The sequence below is a fragment of the Bartonella sp. AC535YNZD genome, assembly GCF_042196625.1.
Classification (GTDB): Bacteria; Pseudomonadota; Alphaproteobacteria; order Rhizobiales; family Rhizobiaceae; genus Bartonella.
The window spans coordinates 28,760-47,131 of sequence record NZ_JBHIQP010000002.1 but is presented as its reverse complement, the minus strand read 5'-3'; the positions used below and the strand labels follow the sequence as shown (position 1 = coordinate 47,131).

At 36.5% G+C, this 18,372-nt stretch carries 16 protein-coding genes; 15 read left to right on the top strand and 1 reads right to left on the bottom strand.

Going from position 1 to position 18,372, the window contains the following annotated elements:
- Positions 1-123: 123 nt before the first annotated feature.
- The 4 genes from ACFIM8_RS01470 to ACFIM8_RS01455 all read left to right on the top strand — a co-directional run bounded on the left by ACFIM8_RS01470 (position 124) and on the right by ACFIM8_RS01455 (position 5,028).
- The gene (locus ACFIM8_RS01470) at positions 124-1,305 is read left to right on the top strand and encodes a peptidoglycan DD-metalloendopeptidase family protein (RefSeq protein ID WP_375606264.1); all 1,182 of its coding nucleotides are present in this window, start codon (positions 124-126) and stop codon (positions 1,303-1,305) included.
- A gap of 684 nt (positions 1,306-1,989) precedes the next feature.
- Positions 1,990-2,442 (top strand): preprotein translocase subunit YajC, encoded by a 453-nt coding sequence (gene yajC / locus ACFIM8_RS01465; RefSeq protein ID WP_375606263.1) that lies wholly within the window; start codon positions 1,990-1,992, stop codon positions 2,440-2,442.
- Positions 2,443-2,904: 462 nt separating this feature from the next.
- Positions 2,905-3,291: an Mth938-like domain-containing protein gene (locus ACFIM8_RS01460; RefSeq protein WP_375606262.1), complete on the top strand. Its 387-nt coding sequence runs from the start codon at positions 2,905-2,907 to the stop codon at positions 3,289-3,291.
- An 876-nt stretch (positions 3,292-4,167) separates the two neighbouring features.
- Positions 4,168-5,028 (top strand): phytoene/squalene synthase family protein, encoded by an 861-nt coding sequence (locus ACFIM8_RS01455; protein WP_375614380.1) that lies wholly within the window; start codon positions 4,168-4,170, stop codon positions 5,026-5,028.
- Between the two features lie 817 nt (positions 5,029-5,845).
- Here ACFIM8_RS01455 and ACFIM8_RS01450 read toward each other — a convergent pair.
- On the bottom strand, positions 5,846-7,735 hold the full coding sequence (locus ACFIM8_RS01450) for a peptidyl-prolyl cis-trans isomerase (RefSeq protein ID WP_375606260.1): 1,890 nt from the start codon (positions 7,733-7,735) through the stop codon (positions 5,846-5,848).
- A 154-nt stretch (positions 7,736-7,889) separates the two neighbouring features.
- Here ACFIM8_RS01450 and tpiA point away from each other — a divergent pair, with 154 nt between their 5' ends.
- The 11 genes from tpiA (at position 7,890) to ACFIM8_RS01395 (ending at position 18,360) form a co-directional block, all read left to right on the top strand.
- The gene (gene tpiA / locus ACFIM8_RS01445) at positions 7,890-8,654 is read left to right on the top strand and encodes a triose-phosphate isomerase (protein WP_375606259.1); all 765 of its coding nucleotides are present in this window, start codon (positions 7,890-7,892) and stop codon (positions 8,652-8,654) included.
- Between the two features lie 82 nt (positions 8,655-8,736).
- Positions 8,737-9,189, top strand: coding sequence for a preprotein translocase subunit SecG (secG, locus tag ACFIM8_RS01440; RefSeq protein WP_375606258.1), 453 nt, complete (start codon positions 8,737-8,739; stop codon positions 9,187-9,189).
- Between the two features lie 127 nt (positions 9,190-9,316).
- Positions 9,317-10,945 (top strand): CTP synthase, encoded by a 1,629-nt coding sequence (locus tag ACFIM8_RS01435; protein ID WP_375606257.1) that lies wholly within the window; start codon positions 9,317-9,319, stop codon positions 10,943-10,945.
- A 36-nt stretch (positions 10,946-10,981) separates the two neighbouring features.
- Positions 10,982-11,818, top strand: a complete 837-nt coding sequence (kdsA, locus tag ACFIM8_RS01430) for a 3-deoxy-8-phosphooctulonate synthase (protein WP_375606256.1) — start codon at positions 10,982-10,984, stop codon at positions 11,816-11,818.
- Positions 11,819-11,887: 69 nt separating this feature from the next.
- A complete protein-coding gene (gene eno / locus ACFIM8_RS01425) occupies positions 11,888-13,156 on the top strand; it encodes a phosphopyruvate hydratase (RefSeq protein WP_375606255.1) in 1,269 nt (422 codons plus the stop codon).
- 115 nt (positions 13,157-13,271) lie between these two features.
- Positions 13,272-13,679, top strand: a complete 408-nt coding sequence (locus ACFIM8_RS01420) for a TM2 domain-containing protein (RefSeq protein WP_375606254.1) — start codon at positions 13,272-13,274, stop codon at positions 13,677-13,679.
- A gap of 383 nt (positions 13,680-14,062) precedes the next feature.
- Positions 14,063-14,473 carry a TM2 domain-containing protein gene (locus tag ACFIM8_RS01415; protein ID WP_375606253.1) on the top strand — a complete coding sequence of 137 codons (411 nt, stop codon included), beginning with the start codon at positions 14,063-14,065 and terminating at the stop codon, positions 14,471-14,473.
- A gap of 377 nt (positions 14,474-14,850) precedes the next feature.
- Positions 14,851-15,303, top strand: coding sequence for a TM2 domain-containing protein (locus ACFIM8_RS01410; protein WP_375606252.1), 453 nt, complete (start codon positions 14,851-14,853; stop codon positions 15,301-15,303).
- A 184-nt stretch (positions 15,304-15,487) separates the two neighbouring features.
- Positions 15,488-15,799, top strand: a complete 312-nt coding sequence (locus ACFIM8_RS01405; protein WP_012754998.1) for a septum formation initiator family protein — start codon at positions 15,488-15,490, stop codon at positions 15,797-15,799.
- A gap of 136 nt (positions 15,800-15,935) precedes the next feature.
- Positions 15,936-16,976, top strand: a complete 1,041-nt coding sequence (pdhA, locus tag ACFIM8_RS01400) for a pyruvate dehydrogenase (acetyl-transferring) E1 component subunit alpha (protein WP_375606251.1) — start codon at positions 15,936-15,938, stop codon at positions 16,974-16,976.
- Between the two features lie 16 nt (positions 16,977-16,992).
- The gene (locus tag ACFIM8_RS01395; RefSeq protein WP_375606250.1) at positions 16,993-18,360 is read left to right on the top strand and encodes a pyruvate dehydrogenase complex E1 component subunit beta; all 1,368 of its coding nucleotides are present in this window, start codon (positions 16,993-16,995) and stop codon (positions 18,358-18,360) included.
- Positions 18,361-18,372 lie beyond the last annotated feature (12 nt).

Below are 18,372 nucleotides of genomic sequence, written 5' to 3'. Positions count from 1 at the left end.
CTACGTTAAATTCATTTTGATCTTATATAAAGATATTTATGAATAAAACATCTCATTTTAACTCTTCGGTAATTTAAAAAAGCTTTAATGGAGTGAGTTGATTATTGATGAGTGAGCAAAACGATGTGTCTAAAAGCTTTGGATAATATTTTCCAGCATAATTTTCAGAGAATAACTTTGTTAGCGGTGGTAACTATTGTTGCTGGTTGTAGTTCTGGTACACAGCGTTTTTCCGATACGTTCTCTCATCGTACGGTATCATCTCAATCAAATATATCAAGTACTATGTATACAGATCCGCGAATGCTATCATACGGTAGTGGTATGATACAAAGCACTGAATTGCCACCTGTGGAATCAAGCGATGATTCGTGGGGAGATGATAATTCCCCCTATAATTTTCCACATCAAGGTAGGATAACTTCTTCTGATGGTCGCGTTATGGGCGCCCCTCCACGTAATCTTGGAACACTTTCTCGTTCAGAAATGGATAAATCTCCTATTTTTCGGCGGAATTCTTATATTGTTCAGAGTGGAGATACACTGCTCAGTATTGCACGACAAGTAGGGGTTAGTGTTGAGGCATTAAAATTAGCAAATGGTATAAACGGCAATTCCATTTATATCGGTCAGGTCCTTGTTGTTCCAAGCAGGCGTACATTAGCAGCTTCAAATGCACACAATAATAACGATTGGGCAGTGTCAACAACAGAATCTGCATCCCAATCTCAAGTGATGTCCTCTATAAAAAACAAGAAGTCCTCTCCTATATATAAAGCTCCTGTAACAACGCCACTCTCTGCAAAGATGAACAAATCAAGTTCTGAGAAAAAAATTTCTAGACAGATGATGCAATTGAAACATGAGACTGGTTTGTCAAGTACTGTTACGAATACAGATAATATGATGACTCCGCAAGCCACAGGAATTTCTAAGATGCGTTGGCCAGTACGAGGGCGTTTATTAAGCCAGTTCGGTCAAAAAAAGGGAACAGTAATGAATCGAGGAATAGATATTGCAGTGCCTGAAGGGTCTTCGGTAAAGGCGGCAGAAAATGGTGTGGTTATTTATGCGGGAGATGGACTAAAAGAGCTTGGTAATGTTGTGATGATTCGACATGAAAATGATATTATCACTATTTATGGATGTAATAGTAAGCTTGTTGTTAACAAAGGACAAAGGATAAGGCGCGGTGATGAGATTGCTAAATCTGGTGTTTCAGGAAATGTTAAAACGCCACGTGTCTATTTTGAGATGCGTAAGAATTCATTACCTGTTGATCCCCTTAAATATTTAGAAAACTAATTTATTGATGACTTTTACATTTGAATAGTCTTACAGTTTATAGAAAATTCATGAAAAATAATTGATTTTCTTAAATCAATAACATTGCAGCAAAAAATCATTGGTTTCAGGAAAGTAGTTCGTTGGGGTCGTTAGGTATTACCATCTTTGTATTTATGAAAGTGTAAGACAATAGTATCATACTATTTGTCAGCTTTGAGTGTTCCAATTTCTCTTGCATTTGAGAGAAGCATGAAAAAAATATTTCACGCCTTTCTTAAAAAGTTTTTATCTACAGGCTCATTTCATATGTGTGACGTGCAAGAAAATCGTTTTGATTAATTCAGAAAGTTTGAAATGAGAGCGTTTTATTGTATTTAGATCTGTCATTTGATATCAAAAACGATAAATTATCTATATAAATTAAGTTTGTTCATTAGAAAAATTATCTCGTATAATTTATTGAGTTAGTGAAAAGATTTGTATTGTAGGATATACAATAGGGGAAAGTGAATCTATTTTTTAAGATTTTTCTCATTGTATTTTGGTATTCTGCCTCTTAAGGATTTATTGTATTTTTGTAAAGCTGTGATTAGATTATGTAGTTATTGCTTTTTATGATAAATTCTTTAGGAATTTTTTCTGTATCGGAATTTCATTTTAATAGAGTGGGAAATAACTGAGGTTTAACTATAGGAGATAAAAATGTTTATTACGAACGCTTATGCTCAAATTGCAGGCGATGTTTCCGGTGGAATTTCATTTGCTAGCGCTGTCCCATTCATTTTAATTTTTGCAATTATGTATTTTTTTATCGTTCGTCCACAGCGTGCCCAAATGAAAAAACGCCAAGAAATGCTTAATGCAGTACGTCGTGGTGATACAGTTATAACGGGTGGTGGTATTATCGGCAAGGTTACGAAGGTTCACGACGAGAGTGATGAATTAGAGGTTGAAATTGGTGAGAGTATGAATATTCGTGTTATTCGCTCAACATTAGCTGATGTGCGCATTAAAGGTGAGCCGATTGCAGAAAAAAAATCAAAACTTAATGCTAAAGCAAAAAGACCACAAAAGTCTAAATCTAAAACGGCAACGAAAGAAGATATGAGTATCTCTAAAGAGAAAAAAGCTATATCAAAGGAAAATGCATCTTAAGGTGTAATGGCAGTTTATTACATTTTTTAAGCATTTTTATAAAAAGCTTGGCAAGATCAAGACAATTTCATTGAAAAATGGGCTTTTATAGTGGCTACAGAAAATGGAGTTTTTGTTTTCTTTAGATTATTAAAATAGTTGTTTTATTTATAGAATATTACGCAATTTTTTTCTGTTTTTTTAACAAGATCATTGTTTTTATAAAAAGAGATTTGTGAGTAAATAAGCTGAGGAAACTTTTTAAAAAATAGATTTATTTAAGCAAGTATAGCATTTTACTGCGGTTTATTCCCAAATTTTCATATATTTGTTGTATGATAAGATTAGGGTATTATATAAAAATTTTCACTTCAATACTAGGCTATGTTTAACATATCAATGTTTATATCATCCTTACTTTAATTTTTATGGTGAGAAGTAGCAAAGACAATTGGATTATTCAAAAATAAAAGGTGCATATTCATGTTCGATGCAATTCAAATTCGTGAAGCACATTTTCCAAGTCGCGCACCTATTGATGCTTATGGAAATGGTGGGTTTCGTTTTGCTGATATGTCTCATAGAGGTTCTATTATTTGTGTACCATCAGGCATTTATGGCATTGAGATGGCAGGGCCTGTTCCCACTCAAGGGGATATATCTCGTATTTTAGAAGAAGCTTCTGAAATCGAAGTTTTATTAATAGGTACTGGAATTGAATTATTACGATTACCTGAAGAGTTACGGGTGCTTTTATGGGAAAAACGTATTTCATCAGATACAATGAGTACGGGAGCGGCGGTCCGTACATTTAATGTTTTATTGGCTGAAGATCGCGCTGTTGCGGCGTTATTATTTGCGGTAGAATAGAGTATTGTTTAATAAAAAAAAGGCTCTGGTCTAGCATGAAAGACTTGTGTAATTATTTCCTGCGCTGTAAAATACTGTCGTTTAAGGCGGTGATATAAGGGTATAGAATGTACATAACTTAACACATTAAGTGTTTTTAAATACAGCAGCAAGTATTCAGGACAAAGTTTGCTCGTAGTTCCTAATGAATCACATGAGTGATCAGCTCTTGGCACTTGAGACAGTTCATAAGAGGCATTTTAATTCTTTCTTATACAGTTTTTGCCTACAAGCCAGTTCCGCTTGTGACGTGCAAGGGAATAGTTTTTATTGATGTAACATGAAATTGGTTTGAAATGAAAGCATATCTACGATATTTGGGATTCTAATTTAACATACAAAACACAAAATTGTCATTATAAATCAATGCATTTATAGTAACAGAAACGCACCGAGAGCAATTGGATTTTTTACAAATTGGTGTTGGTAAGAACCTTTGTCTTTTAGAGTGGGGAGGAGGTCAATGATTTGATGAAGTTTTTGTGATCAGTGCATTTTTTATAAAATAACATTGTCATCTATCCACTGAAAAAGTGTTTTGCGTTGTTTGTTGTTCAAGTTTTACTATGCATGTTACGATTGGTTTTTAGCTTTTTTACTGCAAATGAAAACTTGAAGTCCGATAAGATAAGTTTTATCAGAAAAATTATTTATTTAATTTTTTCTTTCTAAAACGAAAAGGGACTAGAAAAGAAATTTTAATTCATAATACAGTTAAGAGACGCATTTAAAAATCTTATTTTCTGAACTGTATTTGCCTATCTTTCATTTTTTAATATGAATAAAAAGAGGGTATTAATTTAATTGCTAAAAAAGGGACGTTAATAGGTTCATAGAATGATAGGCTCTCTTCCTTATTGTCTTGATATTTTACGTACCATAGATCGTGATCGCTATATATCGGTTTTATTTGCGCCTAAAAAAAAGCGCCAAGCATTGGCTGCTCTTTATGTATTTAATGCTGAAGTTTCTCGTATCCGCGAAAGTGTACATGATCCACTTATAGGAGAAATACGGTTACGTTGGTGGTATGACGCTATTGCTCATGGTGAAATGCAAACGAGTGGAAACAATCCGATTTTGAATGATTTATTAAAAGCAATGACTCTTTTTAATTTACCTAAGACAGCTTTTTTACGTTATTGTGATGCGCAAATTTTAGATCTTTATCACAATCCAATAGAAACACTTCATGATCTAGAGCATTATTGTAGTGAGACAGCAGGCATAATTTTACAGCTTTCTTGTCAGATATTAGATCCTGAAACTGCACAAGAGTTTACAGATATCTATGAACACGGAGGGATTTCTCAAGGATTAAGCGGTGTATTGCGTCTTTTATCATTCATGCAATCACGATATCAATATTATTTACCCACTGATATATTAAAAGCTGTAGGAGTGAATAGGGAAGATTTGGAATCTCATCGTCTCAGTGATCAACAAAAGAATTGTATTGTTGAAGCTATAGTAGCATTATCGCGCGATCATTATAACCGATTTTACGAGTATTCTTGTACTTTACCGAGAGTTCTTAAGCCAGCTTTTCTTCCATTGGTCATTGTACCGGCTTCTCTTCAAAAAGCTATACAGCTGGGGGCAGCAATTTTTCAAGAGAGCGCAACTTTGCCATTGATGTATCGCTATTGGTTGATAACAAGGGCAGCAATAAGCGGCAATTTTCCAAAGATATTGTAAAAGAATATTACTATGTTGGAATGCGTGACATGTAGACTGATTTTCTCATATGAAGATAAAGGAGCTATTGTGATTCCAAACCATTTTTTTGTTATAAAAAATGTTGATGTTTTGGTTGTTATGAACACAAAAGAATAAGAAATTTTGTGATCTTGAAAATACGGTATATTTTTTAATCAGTAGTATGTTTTATTCAGTGTATTGGATAGGTGAGATGCAGAGAAAGAAAAACATGAAATAAAATTTCTATTTTATGAGACAAGTTATCTTAGCAGTCTATAAGTCTATAAAAAACTCTTATTTTTGAGAAATTATAACATCATAATTGATGACTGTTATGATTTATGAATATATTGATTTATAATGATAATTCGTTTTTTCTCATATTGAATGAGAGTCTTGAATAGAACAAGATTTCTCCATTTTTATAATGAATTTTAAAAATAGTTTTTTTATCTATTATAAGTTGGGTGTGTAAATGAAATCATTTAAGGAAGAAGCAATACGCTCCCTATGAATGAATATTAAGAGTAGCAATATGAGCTATGAATGAATGACGATAGGGATGACATTTATAGCTTAATGGGCGACAACCTTTGGATGGATAATGTTTTTTAATGCATTGCAAAAACGATTCTACATTCCATTGACTATTTTCTCGCAAATCCATACATGCACTGTTTTGCGAGAAAATGAATCATTATAAAAACGCTGATACTAAGATATGCAGACAAGAAACCTGTCTTACCTCTTAAACTATAGACGAAGAGCGATAGACACTTTATCAAATAAGCCCTTTAAATTATGCACAATCTTTTTATTGGAGAGCGTTAAAGATCTGATTATAATTTGTGCTATTAATTTCCAAAGGATGTTCTTTATTGGCAACTTGGAGCATTTCTAGCTTAAGATCTTCTCTTATCATCATATCTATATTGGCGCGGACCTCAGTTGAAAGAGTATGAGACGTGATATCTTTAGGCATTGTTACAGTCTTTATTTGATAAATGATACGGTTTGTTGCAACCGGTCCTTTTATGACACCATAATGACCTTTGGGACCAGAAAACAAGGCTTTAACACCTTCAACACCAAGGACTTCAGATGAATCTTGACGCCGGAGGGCTGGTGTTGTTTGTTTTGTAACACCAAGGGTATGAGCAAGAGCAACAAGACTTTTTCCTTCCGTGAGCTGTTTGAGAGCATTTTGGGCTTTTTCATCAAGAAGACGTTGGATTTCCTCATTTTTCCATTGAGAAAGAACATCTAGCTTAGCTTCTTCAAGTGTCTTATCGCGGGCAGGAATAATTTTATCGACCTTATACCAGAGATACCCACCATTTTGAAAAGAGAGAGGATCAAGATCGACACCTTCGTTTGATTGATAGATGGCATTCAGTAAAATATCTTTTTGAGGTAAATCCGTGAGTATTGCACCTTCAAGCGTTTTCCCCGTTTTATCAATGGTAATTGTGCGCAAAGATAACTTGTATTGGTCAGCTAACTCTTTGAGAGAAGCACCCTCAAAACGAGCATTTTCAATAGCTACATAATTATTACGAATATCATCCGTAGCACGATTTTTGGCAAGTATTTGGCGAATATTTTCTTCTACACTTTCAAAAGGAAGAGAGCTTGAGGGTTCAATATGTATGATGCGAATGATAACAGGTCCCTGTAAGTCATTGATTACAGCACTGACTTGCCCTTGTTGGAGTTCAAAAATTTCGGATGCTAGATGGCTAGGAAGTTCATTTTCTGCGAGAGGCCCTTTTTGTATGTCATTAAGAGTCTTTTTTTCAGCTTTTACCAGTTCATCAAAACTCAATCCATCGGCTATTTTTTTTGCTGCATTATCGGCTTCTTCGCGTGAGGGGAATCGCAGTTCTTCGAATGTACGCTTTTCAGGGGTTACAAAACGTGAAGCATTTTGGGTATAATAAGCTTTTGCCTCATCTGTTGGGATATCTTTAGGTTTTACGAAATCATTAAGTTCCATAGATAATAAAGAGACAGTGCGGTATTCTGGAGTACGAAATTCATTTTGATGTGTTTCAAACCATTTTTGCAGTGTTTCGTCATCAGGATCAGCTGTTATTTCCTTTTCTTTTAGATCAATCATGAGATAATCTGCGATACGCATTTCTCCTTGATAAAGAGCAAGTGCTTTATAGAAGAGATCTGGTGCTTTCATATCAGAGAATAAAGCTGAAATAATTTGGTTACGCTTTTCTTTTCTGGTGTAATAATTAAGAAAAGCACTTTCACTGATACGTAAATGCTGAAGATAGTTATAAAATAAATTTTTATCAAAAGTGCCATTTATTTGGAACATATTATCAGTTCCAATCATACGCGCTATTGTATCTTTTGAAAGACTTATTTTCATTTTACGGGCTTGTTCATCAAGCAGTGTATTTTGTTGTAATTGATTAAACACAAAAGCGGGAATTTGGTATTGCTGCATTTCATTTGGCGTAAACATTCGTCCAAGATGAGCGGCATGTGCTAAACGTGCGCTTTGATCGGCAAGAGCGAGACGATAATCATCGACAGTTACTGTGGATTTTCCAGAAGTAATAAGGCCTCTTTCATTTTTGGTGTGTAACTGTGGTATCCCCCATAAAAGAATGAAGCATAAGAGTAAAATAGCAAGGAAAATTCTGGCAATCCAAGAATTTGCAGCATTTCTTACGATGTCAAGCATTGTTTAATTCCACTTTTAACATGAGTTATTATCAAAGCAGTAACGGAATTTGCAACAAAGACACGAAAGATGCAAGCTTTAAAGACTTGCTTTCACTTTATAATTTGGTACTTACAGATAAATAATATATTATAATAGCTCTTGAGGTGAAAATATGTCTCCAAATATTCGGCCTTTTCTTGCTGGAAATTGGAAAATGAATGGAACGAGTGAATCGCTTGGAGAGTTGCGTGCTATTGCTACAGGCGTTAGCTCTGATCTAGGTCATTTGTTTGAAGCTTTAATTTGTGTTCCAGCAACGCTTTTATCGCGTGCTTCTGATACGCTGGATGGTGAAAATCTCCTTTTAGGAGGACAAAATTGTCACTTTGATGACTATGGCCCTTATACTGGAGATATTTCAGCTTTTATGCTTAAAGAAGCGGGAGCAAGTCATGTTATTATCGGGCATTCAGAACGTCGTACAGTGTATCAGGAAAATGATGCTATTGTTTGCGCCAAAGTGCAAGCAGCGTGGCGAGCAGGGCTTGTGGCTCTTGTATGTATTGGTGAAACATTGGAAGAACGCAACAATAATAAAGTGCTGGATGTTCTCGCACAGCAGCTTGAGGGATCTTTACCAGATGATGCAACAGCAGAGAATATCATTATCGCTTATGAACCTGTTTGGGCGATAGGCACCGGCAATACAGCAACTGTAGAAGATATTGCAAAAGTGCATCATTTCATTCGTGATGAGATGTGCTCTCGTTTTGGGGAGGAAGGGAATAATATGCGCCTTCTTTATGGTGGATCAGTAAAACCATCCAATGCATTTGAGCTTTTAAGCATTGCTCATGTTAATGGTGCTTTGATAGGTGGAGCAAGTTTAAAAGCGATTGATTTTTTAACTATTTGCGATGTTTATCGTAAATTATAGCGGAGAAATTTGAGTTACCCCTTGGATTGTGTGTTATTTATGTGTAAATAACCATGAAAGAGTTATTTGAAGAGCAGGGTTTATGCAAACAGTACTTATTGTTATTCATTTATTGATTGTGATTACTTTGGTTGGTATTATATTAATTCAACCTTCAGAAGGTGGTGGGCTCGGTGTGAGTAATAGCTCAGGGTTGATGAAAACTCGTGGATCTCGAAACCCTTTAACACGTTTGACTGCTATTTTAGCCTGTTGTTTTTTTGTTGTGTCTATTGGACTTACCGTGGTGAGTAATATATCAAATTCTAGTTCTGATATTTTAAAGCGTATACCGGTTAATTCAGAGCAGAATTCTACCAATAAAGGCTCAGGATCAGTCCCATCATCAGATGGTGAGTCTTCCCCTTCTATTCTTGAGCAGCTAGGAGGTCCTTCGAATTCTCCGCAGGAACAGAAACAGTCCACAAATCCTGAAGCAGAAAGCCCAGTTCCACCGGTTCTTGAAAATACAGTTCCGGATAACAGTACAAAATAGTTTTTTAAGAAAATATAGACTTTTTAAAAAGGTGATTTTTTCACCTTTTTTATTTTAGAAGAAAAATTGTTTCTTTTTGCATTTTTTGCTGGAAAAATCATTATAAATTGCTTATCACCATAAGCCCATGGCACGTTATGTTTTTATTACTGGTGGTGTGGTTTCTTCCCTTGGAAAAGGCATCGCAGCAGCGGCGTTAGCAGCGTTATTACAGGCTCGTGGCTATCGCGTACGTCTTCGCAAACTTGATCCTTATTTAAATGTTGATCCAGGTACGATGTCACCTTATCAACATGGTGAAGTATTTGTGACCGATGATGGTGCAGAAACGGATCTTGATCTTGGTCATTATGAGCGTTTTACTGGGCGTTCTGCAAATAGCCAAGATAATATTACAACAGGGCGTATTTATCGCAATATCATTGAACGAGAGCGGCGTGGTGATTATTTGGGGGCAACAGTCCAAGTTATTCCTCATGTTACAGATGAAATTAAGAGATTCATTACGATGGGAAATGAAGAATTTGATTTTGTTTTGTGTGAGATAGGTGGAACGGTTGGTGATATTGAAGCAATGCCTTTTCTAGAAGCGATTCGTCAGCTTCGCAATGAGCTACCGAGACAAAATGTCGTTTATGTCCATCTCACCTTAATGCCTTATATTCCTTCGGCAGGTGAATTAAAAACGAAACCAACACAACATTCTGTCAAAGAATTGCAAGCAGTTGGTATTTCTCCTGATATTTTGCTTGTACGTGCAGATCGATCTATTCCAGAAACAGAACGATGCAAATTATCACTTTTTTGCAATGTTCGCTCCAATGCAGTCATTCAGGCATTAGATATGCCAACAATTTATGATGTTCCTATGGCATACCATAAGGAGGGTTTGGACTCTGAAGTTCTTTGCGCTTTTGGAATCGATTCGGCTCCTTCCCCCAAGATGGATCGTTGGGAAGATATTACGCATCGCATTCACCATCCTGAAGGAGAAGTTACGATTGCTGTTGTAGGAAAATATACGGGCTTAAAGGATGCTTATAAATCCCTTATCGAAGCGATTGCGCATGGTGGTTTAGCGAATAAAGTGAAGGTTAATATTGAGTGGATTGATTCGGAACTTTTTGAAAAAGAAGATTCTGTTTCAGCTTTACAAAAAGCCCATGGAATTTTGGTTCCAGGTGCTTTTGGGGCACGAGGGTCTGAAGGGAAGATTCGAGCAATTCAATTTGCACGAGAGCGTAAAGTTCCATTTTTAGGAATTTGTTTTGGAATGCAATTAGCTTGTATAGAAGCTGCACGCAATATTGCACAGATTGAGAATGCTTCATCAAGTGAATTTTGCGAAACAGACAATCCAATTGTAGGTTTAATGACAGAATGGCTTAAAGGAGACGTTCTTGAAAAACGTACAAGAAATGGTGATCTCGGCGGTTCAATGCGCCTTGGTGCTTTTGCTGCTGAATTAAAGGAAGAGAGTCATATTGCTCAAATTTATGGGATGACCAAGATTGTCGAGCGACATCGTCATCGTTATGAGGTCAATATTGATTATAAGGATAAGTTAGAACAGTGTGGTTTGATTTTTTCTGGGATGTCTCCTGATGGTATTTTACCAGAAACGATAGAATATGTAGATCATCCATGGTTTATTGGTGTTCAATATCATCCAGAATTAAAATCTCGTCCTTTTGATCCACATCCGCTTTTTTCTTCTTTTATTGAAGCCGCTGTAGAACAAAGTCGATTAGTTTAATGCATAAATTTGGTTACTTTGCTTTTGAGGGATAAAATGACTAAACCAAATGCCCGTGTGAAAGTTGGAAATATGATTTTTTCAAATGAAATGCCTCTTTCATTAATTGCAGGGCCGTGTCAGATGGAAAGTCGAGATCATGCTTTTGAAATGGCTGGTCGTATTAAAACAATTACCGATCAGCTTGGTATCAGGTTTGTTTATAAATCAAGTTACGATAAAGCCAACAGAACCTCTTTGAGTGCGGCACGCGGCATTGGTCTTGAAAAAGCAATGGCTATTTTTTCTGATTTAAAAAAAGAGTTTGATTGTCCCATATTAACTGATGTGCATACAGAAGAGCAATGTACAATTGTTTCTTCTACAGTTGATATTTTACAAATACCGGCTTTTTTATGTCGTCAAACAGATCTTTTGGTAGCAGCCGCTAAAACAGAATGTGTTATTAACATTAAAAAAGGTCAGTTTTTAGCGCCGTGGGACATGGAGAATGTTTTAAAAAAGGTTGTTTACAGTGGTAATCCGAATGTTATGCTTTGTGAGCGAGGCACGTCATTTGGTTATAACCGACTTGTTTCTGATATGCGTTCGTTGCCTATTTTACGTTCATTGGGTGCTCCTGTTATTTTTGATGCAACGCATTCTGTTCAAGAACCTGGGGGGCAGGGGGCTTCATCTGGTGGACAGCGTCAATTTGTTGAAATTTTAGCGCGTGCGGCTGTTTCTGTTGGGGTCGCAGGTATTTTTTTAGAAACGCATCAAGATCCAGATAATGCGCCTTCTGATGGACCCAATATGATTAAAGTTGATGATTTACAAAGATTGCTTGAGACTTTAATGGAATTCGATTATCTGTCAAAGAAACTGAATTGAGAAGAAAAAGTATTTCATTAATAGGTTGTTAGAAATGAATCGCGACTTTTATCGGATAAGGAAATACATATGACTATAATTGTCGATATCATTGGACGTGAAGTTCTTGATAGCCGTGGTAATCCAACGGTAGAAGTTGATGTTCATTTGGAAAATGGTGCGTTTGGTCGTGCTATGGTTCCTTCGGGAGCTTCAACGGGAGCACACGAGGCTATAGAACTTCGTGATGGTGGTTTGCGCTATCAAGGAAAAGGTGTTGAAAAAGCAGTTGCTGCAGTCAATGGCGAAATTCTTGAAGAACTTGGTGGTCGGGATGCAACAAATCAAATCGCTATTGATCAAGCCATGATTGCTTTGGATGGAACGCCAAACAAAGCCCGTCTTGGTGCCAATGCACTTCTTGGTGTTTCATTAGCTGTTGCAAAAGCAGCTGCGGCTTCATTAAATTTACCTTTGTATCGTTATATTGGGGGTACACAAGCGCATATTCTTCCAACACCTATGATGAACATTATTAATGGTGGCGTTCATGCTGATAACTTGATTGATTTTCAAGAGTTTATGATTATTCCTATAGGAGCGCCTACTGTTCGAGAAGCAATTCGTTATGGTGCTGAAATTTTTCATGCGTTGAAAAAGCGTTTAAAGGGTGCAGGTTATAATACCAATGTTGGTGATGAAGGTGGTTTTGCACCTCAATTTAAAAGCGCTGATCAAGCAATTGATTTTATTATGGAATCTATCATGATATGTGGTTATAAACCAGGTGAACAAATTGCCATTGGTTTAGACTGTGCTTCAACCGAATTTTATAAAAATGGCTCGTATTTTTATAAAGGTGAGGGAAAATGCCGTGACACCCAAGAGCAGGTAGAGTATTTAGCGCAGCTTGTGAAAAATTATCCTATTATTACAATTGAAGATGGAATGGCAGAGGATGATTGGGAAGGTTGGAAGCTACTCACGGATACAATTGGAGAAAGATGTCAGCTTGTTGGTGATGATTTGTTTGTAACGAATTCAGCACGTTTGCGTGATGGTATCAAAATGGGGGTAGGCAATTCTATTCTCATAAAAGTTAATCAAATTGGTACATTGAGTGAAACACTTGATGCTGTAGAAGTAGCACATAAAGCAGGTTATCGTGCCATTATATCTCATCGTTCAGGCGAAACAGAGGATTCTTTTATTGCAGATCTTGCGGTTGCAACGAATTGTGGACAAATTAAAACAGGTTCTCTTGCACGTTCGGATAGATTAGCAAAATACAATCAACTTATTCGTATTGAAGAAATGCTAGGAACCCAAGCGCGTTATGCTGGTGATGTATATCGTTGATAGTTGTGAGCACAAAGTGTGAGAGTATGATATTATTTAGATTATGAAATTGAGATTTTTTATCAAAGACATATGCGCAGTAATTTTATAGGTATTTAAATTTATAGGGATTAAGATGAGAGGTATAATTATTACTCAAGATCAAGGAATGTATCTCGTTTCGGGTGATGATGGTAAGCGTTATCAGTTTGCGACTTGGGATTGGTTGGGAAAGAAACCACCAAGGATCGGTGATACTGTTGATTTTGTGTATGAAGGGGGCGTTGTAAGTTCTGTTTTTCCATTGTTGAGAACAGGTACAGAGAACACAAAGATGATGTTCGCACTCCTTTGTTGGTGTGCAGGTATCTTTGGTGTCCATCGCTTTATGGTTGGTAAAGTTAGGACAGGTGCTTTAATGCTGGTTCTATCTTTATCATTGTTTGGATTGATAATTACCGGAATTTGGGCAGTTGTTGATTTTATAGTCATTCTTGGAGGAAAATTTACGGATAAAAATGGGAATCAAATTACAGATTTTTAAAAATCTTATAATAAAAAGGAGGTAATCTAGCCCGCTTTTTATTTTTATCAATATATTAAGTTCATAATAGCTCTGCGTTATTGTATTACATGTCTTTAATGTAAAATATTAAAAGGCTATGCCCAGTTGAACAAAAATATTGAAAAAACTGTGCTATTTTATATAGGTAAAACAAAAGCGCAAATCAATTACAGCGTACTTTAGGTTGCTGCTTATAGCAGGGAAAACATTAGTTATTTGGGGGGGCAAGACTATTCCAATTACACGTTGATCATGGTTTTTATGCGTTTTATTTATACCGTGAGGTTAATCCGCATATTATCGAATTAGAAATAATCTCTTTATGAATAACACATGAGGAGTAGCTTTATAGGTGGGCAAGGATGAAGGGTAAAATTATTGGTCAAGATCAAGGAGATTATTTCGTTTCAGGAGCTGACGGTAAGCGCTATCAATTTACGAGTTGGGATTGGTTAGGAAAAAAAACACCAAAGGTAGGGGATACCGTTGATTTTGTATATGAAGATAATGTTGTTAAATCTGTTCTCCCTCTTTTGAGTAAATCGCAGTCAGAAAAATCAAGATTGGCGATAGCACTTGTTTGTTGGTTTTTTGGTTTATTGGGAATTCATCGCTTTATGGCTGGTAAAGTTGGGACAGGCATTGTAATGCTTCTTATAACGATAACAGGTGTAGGATTGCTCGTTACTATACCGTGGACATTCATTGATTTTATAGTTATTTTATCCGGATATTTTAGGGATGAAAATGGGGATAAAATTATAAATTGGTAGAAATTTTAGAATAATATAAAATGTAAAGAGCTAGAAACTTTCTTTACTTTTAATGTTGTCAATATATTAATTTAATAATGTAAATTATTTTAGGCTATGTCTTTAAATGTGAAATATTAAAGAAAATTATGAATATTTAAATAAAACTATTGAAAAAGATTGTACTATTTCATATGAAAAAAGCAAAAGTGCAAATCGAACAGCGTACTTACCACTTATAATTGCGGGAATTTTAAGTTGTTGGGGGATTTTAAGCTTTTTAAATTGTCATATATCACGGTGAATACAGATTGTATTCATGCTGTGAGGTTTATCCAATATATTATCATATTAGAAGAAAAGCTTCTTTATGAATAACAATTTTATAGGTGGTGAAGATGAAAGGTAAAATTATTGGTCATGATCAAGGAGATTATTTTATTTCAGGGGCTGATGGTAAGCGCTATCAATTTGCGAATTGGGATTGGTCAGGAAAAACGCCGCCGAAAATTGGTGACGTAGTTGATTTTGTGTGTGAAGGGGATACCATTAAATCTATTTTCCCTATCTTGACTGAAGGTCAGTCACAGCAATCAAAAGTGACGTTAGCGGTCGTTTGTTTTTTTCTAGGTGGACTAGGAATTCATCGTTTTATGGTTGGTAAAGTTGGAACTGGCATTGCAATACTTCTTATAAATATAATAAGTGTAATAAGTATAATAAGTGTAATATTTATGCCGGTAGGGCTTATAGGAATTTTTTTGATAATTACACCTTGGGTATTGATTGATTTTATAGTCATTTTAACAGGAAGTTTTAAGGACAAAGATGGGTGTAAAATCACAACTTAGAGGATATCCAATATTTATAATATAAAAAGTGGGTTATTCAGCTTACTTTAATTGTATTAAGGGGGGGGACTTTGGTGGTAACAAATTGTTTGCATGTGTAGATTGAGTAATGAGGTGTTAATCAAAATCGTGCATAGTTGGGCTGAGTATTGAGGAATTTGTGCTGTAAAGACTGTGCTATTTTATGTGGACAAAGCAGAAACGTCGATCAATCAAAGTACGCTTTGTACTACCTCTTATGACGGTGGGAGTCTTAAGCTATTTCAGTTATCACATTTATCATGGTGAGTATGGATTGTATTCACGCAGTGAAGTTAATCAGCATATTAGTGAATTAGAAAAGGAGCTTCATAAAATAGAAGCTGAGCGGATATTCATGGAAAAGCGTATTTCTCTTTTACGCAACGGGCATATAGAAAAAGATATGTTGGATGAGTATGTCCGAAAGAATTTGAACTTCTCTAAGCCAAATGAACTGACAATCTTAATACCTTGAAATTGATACTAAAGGTAAATGAAAAATCGCTTAATTTAGACAACAATCAGCAATGATATTGTTTAAGCCGATTGATAAGGCTTGTAACTTTTGTTCGTAAAGGTTATTCCTAGATAATCATAAAAGGGAGTTTAATATGGCAGAACGACTTAAAAAAAATTCTGCGTCGGTAGCGCACACTGTATTATCAAGCACTACAAAGAAAGCACCAATAGCCTCTTTTACAAAAGAGGAAGAAATTGTTGCCTATCGTGAAATGCTTTTAATTCGCCGTTTTGAAGAAAAAGCAGGACAACTTTACGGTATGGGGCTTATTGGGGGGTTTTGTCATCTTTATATTGGACAGGAAGCCGTTGTTGTTGGAACATTGAAAGCGGCAAAAGAAGGTGATCAGGTTATTACGTCTTACCGTGATCATGGACATATGTTAGCGGTTGGGATGAGTCCGCGTGGTGTTATGGCAGAATTAACGGGGCGCCAAGGGGGCTTTTCCAAAGGGAAAGGTGGCTCGATGCATATGTTCTCTAAAGAAAAAAACTTTTATGGGGGACATGGTATTGTTGGGGCACAGGTTCCCATTGGTTCAGGCTTGGCATTTTCGAATCAATATCTTGATAAAGATAATGTGACATTGGTTTATTTTGGTGATGGTGCTGCAAATCAGGGGCAGGTTTACGAGAGTTTTAATATGGCTTCACTTTGGAAGCTGCCTGTTGTTTATATTATTGAAAATAATCAGTATGCTATGGGAACGTCCGTTTCACGTGCATCTGCAGAAACTGATTTTTCCCGTCGTGGTCTTTCTTTTGAAATTCCAGGTATTGTTGTTGACGGTATGGATGTTCGATCAGTAAAAGGAGCTGCTGATGAAGCAATTTCTTGGGCACGCTCAGGTAAAGGGCCGATCATTCTTGATATGCAAACCTATCGCTATCGTGGTCATTCCATGTCTGATCCAGCGAAATATCGTTCAAAGGAAGAAGTCCAAAAAATAAAAGAGGAACACGATCCGATTGATCAAGTAAAAAGTCGGATTCTTAAAAAAAATTGGGCGAGCGAGGACGATTTAAAATCTATTGAGAAAGAGGTCCGTGCAATTGTTGCTGATGCGGTAGATTTTGCACAAAGTGATCAAGAGCCAGATGCTTCTGAGCTCTATACTGATATTTTAGTTTGATGCGAGGGAAGCAAGTATGTCTATTGATATTTTGATGCCGGCGCTTTCACCAACTATGGAAGAAGGTAAACTGTCTAAATGGCTCAAGAAAGAAGGTGATAAGGTTAGCTCTGGCGATGTTATTGCTGAAATTGAAACGGATAAGGCTACAATGGAAGTAGAGTCCGTTGATGAAGGTACTCTTGGTAAAATTTTTGTGCCTGAAGGTTCAGAAGGCGTAAAGGTTAACACTGTTATCGCAATTTTGTTAGAAGAAGGTGAGCGTGCTGAGGATATTTCGCAACCTACTGATACAGCACAAAAACCTAAGGAATCTTCTCTTTCTCTGCCTTTGTCAGTTCCGCAGGCTGCTCCTACTTTTGATACATCTCTTAATTTTGATATTCCAGCGGGAACACAAATGGTTACAATGACAGTTCGTGAAGCGCTTAATCAGGCTTTGGCTGAAGAAATGCGGCGTGATGAAACAGTTTTTCTTATGGGGGAAGAAGTTGCGCAATATCAAGGTGCCTATAAGGTTAGTCAAGGTTTGTTGGAAGAATTCGGAGAACGCCGAGTTATTGATACCCCAATTACAGAGCACGGCTTTGCTGGGCTAGCTGTCGGGGCTGCTTTTGGTGGGTTACGTCCTATTGTCGAGTTTATGACCTTTAATTTTGCGATGCAGGCGATGGACCAAATTATTAACTCAGCAGCCAAGACACGTTATATGTCTGGTGGACAAATGACCGCTCCTATGGTTTTCCGAGGTCCCAATGGTGCGGCTGCCCGTGTTGGTGCTCAACATTCTCAATGTTATGCAGCATGGTATAGTCATATACCAGGTCTGAAAGTTGTTATGCCTTATAGCGCTGCAGATGCAAAAGGTTTGCTGAAAGCTGCTATTCGTGATGATAATCCTGTTGTTTTCCTTGAAAATGAGATTTTGTACGGGCATCAATTTGATGTTCCTCAACTCGATGATTTTGTTTTACCTATTGGTAAGGCGCGTATTCATAAGTCTGGACAAGATGTGACAATTGTTGCATGTGGGATTGGAATGCATTACGCGGTTGAAGCATTACCAGAAATTGAAAAACTTGGTATTGATGTTGAATTGATTGATTTACGAACCATTCGCCCGATGGATCTTCCAACAATTCTTTCTTCAGTTAAAAAAACAGGTCGTTTGGTAACAATTGAAGAGGGATTTCCTCAGTCATCCGTGGGAACTGAAATAGCAACGCGTGTTATGCAGCAGGCTTTTGACTATCTTGATGCGCCAATTGCTACGATTTCTGGCAAAGATGTTCCGATGCCTTATGCCGCTAATCTTGAGAAGTTGGCTTTGCCTAATACTGCTGAAATTATTGAGGCCGTTAAGGCTGTGACATACAGAGCATAACGGAGGAAAGCA

Bases quoted from the DNA above. Each gene is read 5' to 3' on its own strand.
- yajC (WP_375606263.1), top strand. From the start codon at position 1,990: ATGTTTATTACGAACGCTTATGCTCAAATTGCAGGCGATGTTTCCGGT.
- ACFIM8_RS01415 (WP_375606253.1), top strand. From the start codon at position 14,063: ATGAAGGGTAAAATTATTGGTCAAGATCAAGGAGATTATTTCGTTTCA.
- ACFIM8_RS01470 (WP_375606264.1), top strand. From the start codon at position 124: ATGTGTCTAAAAGCTTTGGATAATATTTTCCAGCATAATTTTCAGAGA.
- eno (WP_375606255.1), top strand. From the start codon at position 11,888: ATGACTATAATTGTCGATATCATTGGACGTGAAGTTCTTGATAGCCGT.
- ACFIM8_RS01460 (WP_375606262.1), top strand. From the start codon at position 2,905: ATGTTCGATGCAATTCAAATTCGTGAAGCACATTTTCCAAGTCGCGCA.
- ACFIM8_RS01435 (WP_375606257.1), top strand. From the start codon at position 9,317: ATGGCACGTTATGTTTTTATTACTGGTGGTGTGGTTTCTTCCCTTGGA.
- tpiA (WP_375606259.1), top strand. From the start codon at position 7,890: ATGTCTCCAAATATTCGGCCTTTTCTTGCTGGAAATTGGAAAATGAAT.
- ACFIM8_RS01450 (WP_375606260.1), bottom strand. From the start codon at position 7,735: ATGCTTGACATCGTAAGAAATGCTGCAAATTCTTGGATTGCCAGAATT.
- pdhA (WP_375606251.1), top strand. From the start codon at position 15,936: ATGGCAGAACGACTTAAAAAAAATTCTGCGTCGGTAGCGCACACTGTA.
- ACFIM8_RS01420 (WP_375606254.1), top strand. From the start codon at position 13,272: ATGAGAGGTATAATTATTACTCAAGATCAAGGAATGTATCTCGTTTCG.
- secG (WP_375606258.1), top strand. From the start codon at position 8,737: ATGCAAACAGTACTTATTGTTATTCATTTATTGATTGTGATTACTTTG.
- ACFIM8_RS01410 (WP_375606252.1), top strand. From the start codon at position 14,851: ATGAAAGGTAAAATTATTGGTCATGATCAAGGAGATTATTTTATTTCA.
- ACFIM8_RS01405 (WP_012754998.1), top strand. From the start codon at position 15,488: ATGTGGACAAAGCAGAAACGTCGATCAATCAAAGTACGCTTTGTACTA.
- kdsA (WP_375606256.1), top strand. From the start codon at position 10,982: ATGACTAAACCAAATGCCCGTGTGAAAGTTGGAAATATGATTTTTTCA.
- ACFIM8_RS01395 (WP_375606250.1), top strand. From the start codon at position 16,993: ATGTCTATTGATATTTTGATGCCGGCGCTTTCACCAACTATGGAAGAA.
- ACFIM8_RS01455 (WP_375614380.1), top strand. From the start codon at position 4,168: ATGATAGGCTCTCTTCCTTATTGTCTTGATATTTTACGTACCATAGAT.